3 pseudogenes are annotated in these 15,027 nt (G+C 75.7%); all 3 read left to right on the top strand.

What is annotated here, in order from left to right:
- Nucleotides 1-89: 89 nt before the first annotated feature.
- A pseudogene (locus BT341_RS34440) lies at nt 90-8,243 on the top strand (type I polyketide synthase); the annotation flags it as partial.
- A pseudogene (locus BT341_RS48015) lies at nt 8,213-8,878 on the top strand (polyketide synthase dehydratase domain-containing protein); the annotation flags it as partial. The pseudogenes BT341_RS34440 and BT341_RS48015, both read left to right, overlap by 31 nt.
- 201 nt (nt 8,879-9,079) lie before the next feature.
- A pseudogene (locus BT341_RS47005) lies at nt 9,080-14,806 on the top strand (type I polyketide synthase); the annotation flags it as partial.
- Nucleotides 14,807-15,027 lie beyond the last annotated feature (221 nt).

Genomic DNA, 15,027 nt, shown 5'->3' with positions numbered 1-15,027 from the left:
ACGCAATTCGCGCTTTTCTTCGGAAAGGTTTCCGGAATTGCGTCAGGTCCGGCGTTGTCTTCGTACAGGACGGCATCTCAATGGCTGACGAGCAGACGCTTCGCGATTACTTGAAACTGGTCACCGCCGACCTGCAGCAGACGCGGCGGCGGCTGCGCGAAGCGGAGGCAGCGGCGCGGGAACCCCTCGCCATTGTCGGAATGAGCTGCCGCTTCGCCGGTGGCGTCCAGTCGCCGGAAGACCTCTGGCGGCTGGTCGACGCCGGCCGGGACGGGATGTCGGAATTTCCCGGCGATCGCGGGTGGAATGCTCTCGACGACGCCGGGTTCGCCCGGCGCGGCGGGTTCATCGACGGCGCCGGTGAATTCGACGCCGGATTCTTCGGCATTTCGCCGAAAGAGGCGCTGGCGACCGATCCCCAGCAGCGGCTGCTGCTGGAACTGGCCTGGGAAGCGTTCGAACGCGCCGGGGTCGACCCGCTTTCCCTGCGGGGCAGCCGGACCGGGGTGTTCGCCGGCACCAACGGCCAGGACTACCTCGGCCTGCTGCTGCGGCTGCGGGCCGAATTCGACGGCTACGGCGGCACCGCCAACAACGCGAGTTCGCTCTCCGGGCGGCTCTCCTACGTCCTGGGGCTCGAAGGCCCCTCGGTCACCGTCGACACCGCGTGCTCGTCCTCGCTGGTCGCCCTGCACCTGGCCGCGCAGGCCCTGCGGTCCGGCGAATGCTCGCTGGCGCTCGCCGGCGGGGTGACGATCATGTCCACCCCCGGCGGTTTCCTCGAATTCGGCAAGCAGAACGGGCTGGCCCCCGACGGCCGCGTCAAGGCGTTCGCCGACGCCGCGGACGGCACGAACTGGGGCGAGGGCGTCGGCGTGCTGCTCGTCGAGCGGTTGTCCGACGCACGCCGCCACGGGCACCCGGTGCTGGCCGTGCTCAAGGGATCCGCGGTCAACCAGGACGGCGCGTCGAACGGTTTCACCGCCCCGAACGGCCCCTCCCAGCAGCGCGTCATCCTGCAGGCGCTGGTCAACGCCGGGCTCACGGCAAGCCAGATCGACGCCGTCGAAGCGCACGGCACCGGCACGACGCTGGGCGACCCGATCGAGGCGCAGGCGCTGCTGGCGACCTACGGCCAGGAGCGGGCGCACCCGCTCCTGCTGGGGTCGGTGAAGTCGAACCTCGGGCACACCCAGGCCGCGGCCGGGGTCGCCGGCGTGATCAAGATGGTCATGGCGATGCGCCACGGCGTGCTGCCGAAAACCCTGCACGTGGACGCGCCCTCGTCGCACGTGGACTGGTCCGCGGGTGCCGTCGAGCTGCTCACCGAGCCGCGGCCGTGGCCGGAGACCGGCGAACCGCGCCGCGCCGGTGTCTCGTCGTTCGGCGTCAGCGGCACGAACGCCCACGTGCTCCTCGAACAGGCGCCCGAGGCCGAAGCGGCGCAGCCGGCCGGCGCCGAGCCCGCGGTGGTGCCTTGGGTGTTGTCCGCCAAAACCGCGGCCGCCCTCCGCGCGCAGGCCGGGAACCTGGCGGCCTGGCTCGGCGACCACCCGGGCGCCGCCCGCGCCGACATCGGGTTCTCCCTGGCGACGACCCGGGCGGCCCTGGAAACCCGGGCCGTGGTCGTCGGCGCGGACCCGGCCGGCCTCGCGGCACTGGCCGACGGCGAGGACGCACCCGGGGTCGTGACGGGCGACGTCGTCGGCACCGCCTCCCGCCCGGTGCTGGTGTTCCCGGGGCAGGGTTCGCAGTGGGTCGGGATGGCGGTGGAGCTGCTGGATTCTTCGGAGGTGTTCGCGGCTCGGTGGGCGGAGTGCGAAACCGCGCTCAAGTCTTTTGTGGACTGGTCGTTGACGGAGGTGGCGCGTTCGGCTGATCCGGCGGTGTTGGAGCGGGTCGATGTGGTGCAGCCGCTGTTGTGGGCGGTGATGGTCTGCTTGGCCGAGTTGTGGCGGGACGCCGGTGTGGAGCCTGCTGCGGTGATCGGGCATTCGCAGGGTGAGATCGCGGCCGCGGTGGTGGCCGGTGCGCTGTCCGTGGTGGACGGTGCTCGGGTGGTTGCTCTGCGGGCGAAGGCGATCACCGAGCTGGCGGGTACTGGTGGGATGTTGTCTGTTCCGTTGCCGGTGGCCGAGGTCGAGGCCGGGCTGGATGCGCGGCTGGGCATTGCGGCGGTGAACGGGCCGTCGGCGACGGTCGTCTCGGGTGAGGTCGCCGCGTTGGATGCGGCGCAGGCGGCGTGGGAGGCCGAAGGTGTGCGTGTCCGGCGGGTTCCGGTGGATTATGCGTCGCATTCGGCGCAGGTGGAGGCGATCCGGGAGCGGATTCTCGCTGATCTGGCGCCGGTGTCCCCGTCCAGTGTGGACACGGTTTTCTTTTCGACCTTGGCCGGGGAAGCGATCGACACGGCCGAGCTGACCGCCGAGTACTGGTACCGCAATCTGCGGGCGACGGTGAGGTTCGAGGACGCGGTGCGCGCCGCGATCGCCGCCGGGCACACGGTGTTCGTCGAAAGCTCGGCCCACCCCGTGCTGACCGTGGGCGTGCAGCAGACCCTCGACGAGCTCGAGGTTTCCGGTGCGGTGGCGGCGACCCTGCGCCGGGACCGGGGCGGGCTCGAACAGCTCTACACCGCGTTCGGCCGGGCGTTCGTCCACGGTGTGGCGGTGGCCTGGGAGAAGCTGACCCCGGGCCGGCGGGTGGACCTGCCCACCTACGCCTTCCAGCGACGCCGCTACTGGCCCGAACCGGGCCGCCGCGGGCCGGCCGACGTGGCGGGCCTCGGTCTCACCGAAGCGGCGCACCCCCTGCTCGGGGCCGGCGTGACCGTCGCCGAAACCGGGCAGCTGCTGCTCACCGGCTCCCTCGCCACCCGGACCCACCCCTGGCTCGCCGACCACGCCGTGCTCGGCGAAGTGCTGGTGCCGGGCACCGCCTTCGTCGAGCTCGCCGTGCGCGCGGGCGACCAGGTGGGCTGCGACCTCCTCGACGAACTCACCCTGGAAACGCCACTCGTGCTGCCCGCGGAGGGCGTCGCGCTGCTGCAGGTCACGGTCGGGCCCGCCGCCGGGGACGGCCGCCGGGCGGTGACCGTCCACGCGCGACCGGACGACAGCAGCCCGTGGACCCGGCACGCCACCGGCACCCTCGCCACGGCCACCGCCGGGGAACCCACGGCCGTCGCCTGGCCGCCCGCCGGCGCGGAAACCGTTCCGGTGGAGGACTTCTACGCGAACTCGGCGACCCTCGGCTACGGCTACGGGCCCGCCTTCCAGGGCCTCCGTGCCGCCTGGCGGACCGGCGAGGCGGTCTACGCCGAGGTCGAGCTGCCCGCGGACGCGGGCAGCGCCGACGGCTACGGCATCCACCCCGCGCTGCTCGACGCCGCGTTGCACCCGCTCGGCCTCGCCGGCCGAGGACCGGGACAGCCGGGCCCGCGGCTTCCGTTTTCCTGGTCCGGCGTCCGCCTGCACGCCGCGGGCGCGACCAGCGTCCGGGTCGAGGTCCGCGCACTGGACGACGACGCGATCGCCCTTTCGGTCGCCGACACCGACGGCCGGCCGGTGGCCACGGTGGGCAGGCTGGCCCTGCGTCCGGTGGCCCCCTGCGGACTGCGTCCCCATGACACGGGCTCCCTGTTCGAACTCGGCTGGGAAGCGGTGACCCTGCCGTCGGCGGAGCCGGTGGCCTGGACGCCGGTGGCCGAGCTGCCCGCCGACGGGCCGGTGCCCGCGGTCGTGGTCGCCGAAGTGGGCGAGCTCGAGCCGGCCGGGTTGTGGCCGGTTTCTCGGTTCTCGGCGGCGGTCGAGCCGGGAAGCGTGGGCGACTCGGTATCGGCTTCATCGACCTCCCCGGTGCCAGTCGTGCTCGAGCTGGTCCGGACCTGGCTCGCCGACGAGCGGTACGCCGGCTCGACGCTCGTCGTCGTCACCCGCGGTGCGGTCGGCGTCCACCCGGACGACCCGGTGGACGGGTACGCGCAGGCCGCGGTCTGGGGCCTGCTGCGGTCGGCGCAAGCCGAGCACCCCGGCCGGTTCCTGTTGCTGGACACCGATTCCGGGCTCGACCCGCTCGGCGCGGTGCTCGCCTCCGACGAACCCCAGGCCGCCGTGCGCGCGGGTGCGGTCTACGCGCCACGGCTGCGCCGGGCGGTCACCGAAGACCGCACGCCCGCGTGGGATCCCCAAGGCACCGTCCTCATCACCGGCGGCACCGGGCTGCTCGGCGGGCTGCTCGCCCGCCACCTGGTGACCCGCCACGGCGTCACCCGGCTGCTGCTGACCAGCCGCCGCGGCCCGGCCGCCGACGGCGCCACCGAGCTGCGTGACGAGCTCACCGAGCTGGGAGCCGACGTCCGGATCGCGGCGTGCGACGTCGCGGACCGGGCGGCCCTCGCCGAACTGCTCACCGGACTGCCGGCCGGGCAACGGCTTTCGGCCGTCGTGCACGCCGCCGGTGTGCTGGACGACGGCGTGCTCGAAGCGCTCACCCCCGAGCGCGTCCAGGCCGTGCTCCGGCCCAAGGTCGACGCGGCGCTCGCGCTGCACGAACTCACCGCGGACCTCGACGAGTTCATCCTGTTCTCCTCGGCCGCCGGGATCTTCGGCGCCGCCGGGCAGGCCGGCTACGCCGCCGCCAACGCCGGGCTCGACGCGCTCGCCCAGCACCGCCGGGCGCGGGGCCTGCCCGCCCGGTCGCTGGCCTGGGGACTCTGGGAGCAGGCCGGCGGCATGACCGAAGGCCTGGGCGCGGAGCACCGGCAGCGGCTGGAACGCGGCGGCTCCGGCACCCTCGGCTCCGCGCAGGGGCTCGCCCTGTTCGACACCGCCTTGACCGCGACGGCGGCGATCGTCTCGCCGATTTCGCTCGACTTCGTGGGCATCCGGGCGCGGGCCGCGGCCGCGGGGGTGCCGCCGCTGCTGCGTGGCCTGGTGCGCGGTCCGGCGCGCCGCCAAGTGGGCGCGCGGGCGGCCGAAGCTTCGGAGTTCGCCGCCCGGCTGCGCGGGCTCGACGACCCCGGGCGGGCGGTGCTCGACGTCGTGGTCAGGCAGATCGTCCAGGTGCTCGGGCACGCGTCCGCGGCCGACATCGACCCGGCCCGGCCGTTCAAGGACCTCGGGTTCGACTCCCTGTCCGCGGTCGAATTCCGGAACCGGCTGAGCACCGCGACCGGGCTGCGGCTGCCGGCCACCCTCGTGTTCGACCACCCGGCCCCCGAGGTGCTCGCCCGGTGGCTGTGCGGCGAACTGCTCGGCCACACGGAGCCCGGCGACACCGCCGGGCCGGCCGCGGTGGCCGGCGACCCGGTCGCCATCGTCGGCATGGCCTGCCGGTACCCGGGCGGGGTGACCACACCCGCCCAGCTGTGGGACCTCGTCGCGGCCGGCCGCGACGCCATTTCGGCGTTCCCCACCGACCGCGGCTGGGACCTCGGCGCGCTCGCCGGCGGCGGCCCCGGCACGTCCCTGGCCGCCGAGGGCGGGTTCCTCCACGACGCGGGGGAGTTCGACGCCGGGTTCTTCGGCATCTCACCGCGCGAGGCGCTGGCGACCGACCCGCAGCAACGGCTGCTGCTCGAGACGTCCTGGGAAGCGGTCGAAGCCGCCGGGATCGACGCCGGAACCCTGCGCGGCAGCCGGACCGGCGTCTTCGCCGGCGTGATGTACCACGACTACAGCAGCAAACTGGTGTCCTCCGGCGAAGACCTGGCCGAGCTCGAGGGCTACCTCGGCAACGGCACCTCCGGCAGCGTCGTCTCCGGCCGGGTGGCCTACACGTTCGGCTTCGAGGGCCCCGCCGTCACCGTGGACACGGCCTGCTCGTCTTCGCTGGTGGCGGTGCACCTCGCGGCGCAGGCCCTGCGCGCGGGGGAGTGCACGCTCGCGCTGGCGGGCGGTGTCACCGTGATGGCCCACCCCACGCTGTTCGCGGAGTTCTCCCGCCAAGGCGGCCTGGCCGCCGACGGGCGGTGCAAGTCGTTCGCCGCGGCGGCGGACGGCGCCGGCTTCGCCGAGGGCGCCGGCGTGCTGGTGCTCGAGCGGCTGTCCGACGCGCGCCGCAACGGGCACCCGGTGCTGGCCGTGCTCAAGGGATCCGCGGTCAACCAAGACGGTGCCTCGAACGGGCTCACCGCGCCGAACGGCCCGTCGCAGCAGCGCGTCATCCGCCAGGCGCTGGCGTCGGCCGGACTGTCCACTGAGGATGTCGACGTCGTCGAGGCGCACGGCACCGGCACCACGCTGGGCGACCCGATCGAAGCGCAGGCCCTGCTGGCCACCTACGGCCAGGACCGCGCGGAACCGGTGCTGCTCGGGTCGGTCAAGTCGAACATCGGGCACACCCAGGCCGCGGCCGGGGTCGCCGGGATCATCAAGGTGGTGCAGGCGCTGCGGCACGAGTCGCTGCCCCGCACCCTGCACGTCGACGAGCCGACGCCGCACGTGGACTGGACGGCCGGACACCTGCGGCTGCTCACCGAGCCGGTCGCGTGGCCGGCCGGCGGGCGGGTCCGCCGGGCCGCGGTCTCGTCGTTCGGCATCAGCGGGACCAACGCGCACGTCATCGTCGAGGAAGCCCCGGCCGCCGAGCCGGTGGCACCCGGCGGGACCGCCGGGGTGGTGCCCTGGATGCTGTCGGCGAAGACCGAGCCGGCCCTGCGGGCCCAGGCCGCCCGGCTCCGCGACCACCTCGACGGCGAATCCGCCGCCGACGTCGGCTTCTCGCTGGCGACCACGCGCGCGGCGCTGGAGCACCGGGCCGTCGTCGTCGGCGAAGACCGCGAAACCCTGCTGGACGGCCTGGCCGCGGTCGCGGCGGGCGAGCCGTCGGCCGCGGTGACCGCCGGGACGGTGGAGACCGGCCGCGTCGCGTTCCTGTTCTCCGGGCAGGGTGCGCAGACACTCGGCATGGGGAAGGCGCTCCACGCCCGGTTCCCGGTGTTCGCCGAGGCCTTCGACGCGGCGTGCGCGCTGCTGGACGCCGAGCTCGGTGGCTCGCTGCGGGACGTGCTGTGGGGCACGGACGAGGCCGCGCTGGAGCGGACGGTGTCCGCCCAGGCCGGCCTGTTCGCGGTCGAAGTGGCCCTGGTCCGGCTGCTCGAGTCGGTCGGCGTCACCCCCGGCCTGCTGATCGGGCACTCGATCGGCGAGCTGGCCGCCGCGCACGTCGCCGGGGTGCTCTCGCTCGAAGACGCTTGTGCGCTGGTGGCCGCGCGCGGCCGGTTGATGCAGGACCTGCCCGAGGGCGGCGCGATGCTGACGGTCCAGGCCACCGAGGCGGAGGTCGCGCCGCTGCTCGCCGGGTTCGGTGCCGTCTCGATCGCCGCGGTGAACGCCGAAGACTCGGTGGTGGTTTCGGGCGACGAGGCCGCCGTCGACGCGGCGGCCGCGTGGGCGCGCGGCCGCCGGACCGGCCGACTCCGGGTCTCGCACGCCTTCCACTCCCACCGGATGGACCCGATGCTGGCCGGCCTCACCGCGGTGGCGTCCACTGTGGACCACTTGGCGCCGTCGATCCCGATCGTGTCGACGGTGACGGGGGAACCGGCCACCGCGTTCGACGCCGGGTACTGGGCCGGCCAGGTCCGCGGCACGGTCCGGTTCGCCGACGCCGTCGCGGCGGCGGTGGCGGCCGGGGTGACGCGGTTCGTCGAGATCGGCCCGCGCGCGGTGCTCGCCGGGCTGGTCCCGGGAGCGGCGGTGGCGACACAGCGAGCCGACCGCGACGGCGAGCTCGCCTTCGTCACCGCACTGGGCACGCTGTTCGCGGCGGGGGTGCCCGTTCGCTGGGAGCCGCTCTTCGGCCGGGCCCGGCGCGTGGACCTGCCGACATATCCGTTCCAGCGCGACCGGTTCTGGCCCCGCGGGGCCGCCCGCCGGACGGCGGCCGACCCGGGGCTCCGCCCACGGGCGGAATCCTTGGCGGGCACCGGGCAGCTGGTGCTCTCGGGAAGTGTTTCGACGGCTGCGTACCCGTGGCTGGCCGAGCACACGGTGCTCGGCACCGTGGTGGTGCCCGGCGCGGTGCTCGCGGAGCTGGCGGTGCACGCGGGTGACCAGGCGGGCTGCGCGCTGGTCGAAGAACTGACCTTGGAGAGCCCGCTGGTGCTGCCGGCCGAGGCAGCGGTCCGGCTGCAGGTGACGGTCGAGCCCGAGGACGAGGCGGGCCGCCGCGCACTGACGGTCCATTCGCGACCCGGCGAGGAGGAGCCGTGGACCCGGCACGCCACCGGGCTGCTCGCGGTGAGAGGGGGATCGGGCGAGGGGCTGGTATCACCGCTCGTCGGCGAGGTGGGCCGCCGCTCGCCGGCGGCCGGGGAGGCCGGCGAGGCGCCGGGATCGCCGCTCGTCGAGCCGAGCCGCCGCGCCCCGGCGACCGGGGAAGCATCGGGATCGCCGCTCGCCGGTGGGCCGGGTCGCCGCTCGCCGGCGGCCGGGGACGCTGGCGAAGCATCGGAATCGCCGGAGCCGAGCCGCCGCTTGCGGGGGCCGGGGAAGCTGCCGAGGAACTGGCCTGGCCGCCCGCCGGTGAGCCCCTCGATCTCACCGGCTTCTACGCCGCCGCGGACCGCGCCGGGCTCGGCTACGGCCCGGCCTTCCAAGGCCTGCGCGCCGCCTGGCGAGCCGGCGATACCGTCTTCGCCGAGGTCGAGCTTCCCGGATCCGCCACCGGCGCGAGCGAGTTCGTCCTGCACCCCGCGCTGCTCGACGCCACCCTGCACGCCGCCGGGTTCGGGGCCTTGCCCGCGGAGCCCGGCACCCCGCTGCTGCCGTTCTCCTGGACCGGCCTGCGCCTGCACGCCGTCGGCGCCCGCACCCTCCGGGTCCGCCTGCGCGCCGACGGCACCGACGCCCTCTCCCTCTTCGCCGCGGACGAGACCGGCGCCCCGGTGGTCACCGTCGACCGGCTGGTGCTCCGGCGCGTCGATCCCGGACGGCTGCGTGCCGCGGAACCCGGCTCGCTGTTCGACGTCAGCTGGGAGCCCGCCGACCTGCCCGCCCTGCCCGGCTGGGCCCAGCTCGGCTCCGGTCCGGTCACGCCCGTGATGGCGGCCGAAGCGGCGGACCCGGCGCAGGCACTCGAGCTCGTGCGCGGCTGGCTCGCCGACGAGCGGTTCGCCGACGCGAAGCTCGTGGTCCGCACGCGCGGCGCCCTGACCGAGCCGGCCGCCGCCGGGGTCTGGGGGCTGGTGCGGTCGGCGCGGGCCGAGCACCCCGGCCGGTTCGCCCTGCTGGACACCGACACCGAGGTGACCCTCTTCGACACCGACGAGCCCGAAGTCGTCGTCCGGAACGGAACCGTCCTCGTGCCGCGCCTCCGCCGGGCGACCGGCGGCGAACCGTCCACTTGGGACACCGAAGGGACCGTGCTGATCACCGGTGGCACCGGGGCGCTCGGCGCCCGGGTCGCCCGGCACCTGGCGGCCGAACACGGTGTCCGCCACTTCGTCCTGCTCAGCAGGCGTGGCCCGGACGCCGACGGCGCCGCGGAACTGCGCGCCGAACTGGGCGAAGGCGCCAAGATCGTCGCCTGCGACGTCGCCGACCGGGCCGCGCTGTCCGCCGTGCTCGGCGCGATCCCGGGAGACCGGCCGCTGCGGGCGGTCGTCCACACCGCCGGGGTGCTCGACGACGGCCTGGTCGAGTCGCTCACCCCGGAGCGGCTCGCCGCCGTGTGGGCTCCGAAGGTGACCGCCGCCCAGGTGCTGCACGAGCTCACCGCCGGGCTGGACCTGACCGCGTTCGTGCTCTTCTCCTCCGTCGCCGGCACCTTCGGCGCGCCCGGGCAGGCCGGCTACGCGGCCGCCAACGCCGCCCTGGACGCGCTGGCCCGCCACCGGCACGATCTCGGCCTGCCCGCCGCCTCCTTGGCCTGGGGCCTGTGGGAGACCGGCGACGGGATGACCGGCGCGCTCGACGGCACGCACCGCCGCCGGATCGGCCGGGGCGGTCTCGCCGGGATGTCCGCCGCGCGTGGGCTCGAGCTGTTCGACGCGGCACTGGCCACCGGCTCGCCGACGGCCGTGCCCGCCGCGCTCGACCTGGCCGGCGTCCGGGCCCGCGCGGACTCGGTGCCCGCGTTGCTGCGCGCCCTCGTGCCGCCGGCACGGCGCGCGGCGGGCTCGGGCGCGGTGGCCTCCGGGTTCGGCGCGCGCCTGGCCGGCCTCGACGAGCCGGACCGCCGTCGTGCGGTGCTCGACCTGGTCCGCGCGCAGGCCGCCGCCGTGCTCGGGCACCCGTCCGCGGCCGCGGTCGAACCGGGCCGGTCGTTCACCGAGCTCGGCTTCGACTCGCTGACCGCCGTCGAGCTGCGCAACCGGCTGACCGCCGCGACCGGGCTGCGCCTGCCCGCGACGCTGGTGTTCGACCACCCGTCGCCGCGTGCGCTGGCCGGGTTCGTGCTGGCGGAACTCGACGGCCGCGGCCCGGCCGTCACGGCCGCGGCGGCGCCCGCGGCGGCCGACGAGCCGGTCGCCATCGTCGGCATGGCCTGCCGGTACCCGGGCGGGGTGGCCGATCCCGACGGCTTCTGGCGGCTGGTCGCCTCCGGTGGCGATGGCGTTTCGGCGTTCCCCGCCGACCGCGGGTGGGACCTCGAAGCGCTGTCCGGCACGGCCGGGCGGCCGGGCACGTCCGCCACCGGCGAAGGCGGATTCCTCTACGACGCCGCGGAGTTCGACCCGGGCTTCTTCGGGATCTCGCCGCGCGAGGCGGCCGGGATGGACCCGCAGCAGCGGCTGTTGCTGGAAAGCTCGTGGCAGGCCCTCGAATCGGCCGGAATCGACCCCGAGTCGCTGCGCGGCAGCCGGACCGGCGTGTTCGCCGGCGTGATGTACCACGACTACGGCACCGGCGTGTTCGCCGACGCCGACGGGACACCCGCGCACGTCGGCTACGGCAGCGCCGGCAGTGTCGTTTCGGGCCGCGTCGCCTACACCTTCGGCCTGGAAGGCCCGGCGGTCACGGTGGACACCGCGTGCTCGTCTTCGCTGGTGGCGCTGCACTGGGCGGCTCAAGCCCTGCGGTCGGGCGAGTGCTCGCTCGCCCTCGCGGGCGGGGTGACGGTGCTGGCCACCCCGGGCGCGTTCGTCGAGTTCACCCGGCAGGGCGGCCTGGCCGCGGACGGCCGGTGCAAGCCGTTCGCCGAGGCCGCCGACGGCACCGGCTGGGGCGAGGGGGCCGGGGTGCTGGTGGTCGAGCGGCTGTCGGACGCGCGGCGCAACGGCCACCCGGTCCTGGCCGTGCTCAAGGGTTCCGCGGTCAACTCCGACGGCGCGTCCAACGGCCTGACCGCGCCGAACGGCCCGTCGCAGCAGCGGGTGATCCGGCAGGCGCTGACCGCGGCCGGGCTGGCCGCGCGGGACGTCGACGTCGTGGAGGCCCACGGCACCGGGACCGCGCTGGGTGACCCGATCGAAGCCCAGGCCCTGCTGGCGACCTACGGGCAGGACCGGGAACACCCGCTGCTGCTCGGGTCGGTCAAGTCGAACTTCGGCCACACCCAGGCCGCCGCGGGTGTCGCCGGGGTGATCAAGGTGGTGCTGGCCATGCGGCACGGGCTGGTGCCCGAAACGCTGCACGTGGACGCGCCGTCGTCGCACGTGGACTGGACGGCCGGGGCGGTCGAGCTGGTGACCGCGCCGACCCCGTGGCCGGAGACCGGGCGGCCGCGCCGGGCCGCGGTGTCGTCGTTCGGCATCAGCGGCACGAACGCCCACGTCGTCCTCGAAGCCCCGCCCGCGGTCGAGCCGGCCGAGCCCGGCCCGGCCCCCGAAGGCCCGCTGCCCTGGGTCCTCTCGGCGAAGTCCGCCGACGGCGTGCGCCGGCAGGCGGCGGCGCTGCGGGCCCACCTGGCGGCGAACCCGGGCTTCGGCGCCGCGGACGTCGGCCATTCGCTCGCCGTGACGCGGGCGCGGCTGCGCCACCGCGCGGTGGCACTCGACCCGGCGGCCCTGGACGCGCTCGCCGACGGCCGGGCCACCCCGGACGTCGTGCGCGCGGAGGCCGTCCCCGAACCGCGGCTCGGATTCTTGTTCTCCGGTCAGGGTTCGCAAGGTTTGGGCATGGGCCACCAGCTGCATGAGCGTTATCCGGTGTTCGCCGAGGCTTTCGACGAGGTTTGTGCGCGGCTCGATGCCGAGCTCGGCTGTTCGCTGCGAGACGTGCTGTGGGGAACCGACGCCGGTGAACTGAACCGGACGGTGTTCGCGCAGGCCGGTCTGTTCGCGGTCGAGGTGGCGTTGTTCCGGCTGTTGGAGTCGTTCGGGGTGGCGCCGGATGTGTTGATCGGGCATTCGATCGGGGAGCTGGCGGCGGCGCACGTGGCCGGGGTGTTTTCGTTGGCTGATGCGTGTGTGCTGGTGGCGGCTCGTGGCCGGTTGATGCAGGCGTTGCCCGAGGGTGGGGCGATGCTGGCCGTGCAGGCGTCCGAAGTGGACATCCAGCCGGTGCTGGCGGAGCTGGACGGGGTATCGCTGGCCGCGGTGAACGGGCCGGACTCGGTGGTGGTGTCCGGGGACGCCGAGGCCGTGGAGGCCGTCGCCGCGTGGGCGGCGGGCCGGAAGACGAACCGGTTGAAGGTGTCGCACGCGTTCCACTCGCACCGGATGGACCCGATGCTGGCCGAGTTCGGCCGGATCACCGCCGGCCTGGACTACCGGGAGCCCCGGCTCACCCTCGTCTCCACGCTGACCGGCAAGCCGGCGGCCGGCGAACTGTGTTCCGCCGCGTACTGGGTGGACCAGGTGCGGGGTGCCGTCCGGTTCGCCGACGCCGTCGCGGTCGCCGCCGACCAGGGTGTTACCGCGTTCGCCGAACTCGGCCCCGACGGCGTGCTGGCCGCGCTCGCCGCGGTCGTGGCGGAGGGCGCCACGACCGTGGCGGCCCAGCGGGCCGGGCACGACGCCACGCGCAGCCTGCACGCAGCGCTGGCCACGGTCCACGCGCACGGCCTGCCGGTCGACTGGACGCCGCTCTACGCGCCATACCGACCGCGCCGCGTCCCCCTGCCCGGCTACGCCTTCGAGCGGTCCCGGTTCTGGCTGGCCCCGGTGCGCGAAACCGGCGGCGAGGTCGACGCGCGGTTCTGGCAGGCGGTGTCCGAAGAGGACTGGGACACCCTCGGCGCGGCACTGGCCCTCCCGGACGCCGACGCGCTTTCGGCGACGACCGCCGCGCTCGCGGCGTGGCGGCGCGGGCAGGACCAGGCCTCCGCGGTGGACCGGCTCCGCTACCGCGCGGCCTTCGTGCCGGTCGCCGACCCGGCGCCGGCGCCGGCGGCCGGCACCTGGCTGCTGCTGACCGACGACACCGGCACCTACGCCGACCTCGCCGCGCACCCGGACGTCACCCGCGTCACCGTTCCGTCCGATGTGGACGCCGCGGCGCTGGCGGCGCTCGCCGGGTCGGCCGAAGGCGTGCTCAGCACGCTCGACGCGGCCCGGACCGCGCTCGTCCTCCAGGCGCTCCCGGACGTCCGGGTGTGGGCGGTGACCCGCGGCGCCGTCACGACCGGCGCGGCCGACCCGGCGCCGGATCCCGGGCAGGCGGCGGTGTGGGGCTTCGGCCGGGCCGCCGCGCTGGAGTACCCCGGCCGGTGGGGCGGGCTCGTCGACCTGCCGGAGCGGCTGGACGAGCGCGGGCTGGCCCGGTTCACCGGCGTGCTCGCCGGCCCGGAAGACCAGGTCGCCATCCGCGCATCGGGGGTTTTCGCCCGCCGTCTCCTCCCGGCCGGCCCGGCCGGCGGCGAGGAATGGACCACGGACGGCACCGTGCTGGTCACCGGCGGCACGGGCGCGCTGGGCGCGCAGGTGGCGCGCTGGGTGGCCGGCCGGGGTGCCCGGCGGGTCGTCCTGCTCGGCAGGCGCGGCCCGGACGCCCCGGGCGCGGCCGCGCTGCGGGACGAGCTGACCGCCCTCGGCGCGGAGGTCCGCATCGAGGCGTGCGACGTCGCCGACCGGGCGGCACTGGCCGCGGTGCTGGCGGACGAGCGGGTCTCGGCCGTGTTCCACACCGCGGGTGTGCTCGACGACGGGGTCGTGGACGCGCTCACGCCGGACCGGTTCGCGAAGGTGTTCGCACCCAAGGCCGCGGCCGCGCGGCACCTGGACGAGCTCACCGCCGGGCACCCGGTCACCGCGTTCGTGCTGTTCTCGTCGCTGGCGGGGGCGATCGGCGCGGCCGGGCAGGCCAACTACGCGGCCGCCAACGCCTTCCTCGACGCGCTCGCCGAACAGCGGCGCCGCGCCGGACGGCCGGGGCTTTCGGTGGCCTGGGGCGCGTGGGCCGAGGCGGGCATGGCCGCGACCGGCGACGCGCGGCTCGGCCGGGGCGGCATCGTCGGAATCGAGCCGGCCGACGCCCTGCACGCGCTGGGCCGCGCGCTGGCCGGCTCCGACGTCGCTCCGGTGGTCGCGGGCATCGACTGGGCGCGGTTCGTCCCGGCGTTCACCGCGGTGCGCCCGAGCCCGCTCCTGGCCGACCTGCCCGACGCGGCGCGCCACGCCCGCCCCGCGATCGACGGCGACGCGGCCGGGCGGCTGCGGGACCGGCTCGCCGGGGCGAGCGACGCCGAACGCGAACGCCTGCTGCTCGAACTGGTCCGCGAACAGGCGGCCCTCGTGCTGGGCCACCGCGGGGCCGCGGCCGTCGACGTCCGGGAATCGTTCCGCACCCTCGGGTTCGACTCGCTGACCGCGGTCGAGTTCCGCAACCTGCTCGGGGCGAGCACCGGGCTGGCACTGCCCGCCACGGTCGTGTTCGACCACCCGAACCCGGCCGCGCTCGCCCGGCACCTGCTCGGCGGTTTCGCCGGGCCGGACGGCTCGGTGACCGGCGAGCTCGACGCGCTGGAGGCCGCCATGCGGGCCGCCGAGCCGGATCCGGCGACCCGCAACGCCGTCACCCTGCGCCTGCAGGTGCTGCTGTCCCGGTGGTCGGCCGGGGAGAACACCGCGGACACCGCGGCGGACACCGGCGAACCGGCCGAGATCGCCGAGCAGCTGAAATCCGCCACCGCCACCGAGGT

It is taken from the genome of Amycolatopsis australiensis (assembly GCF_900119165.1).
GTDB classification, from domain to species: Bacteria; Actinomycetota; Actinomycetes; order Mycobacteriales; family Pseudonocardiaceae; genus Amycolatopsis; species Amycolatopsis australiensis.
The sequence above is the reverse complement of the archived record's forward strand: the minus strand, read 5'-3'. Positions and strand labels throughout refer to the sequence as shown.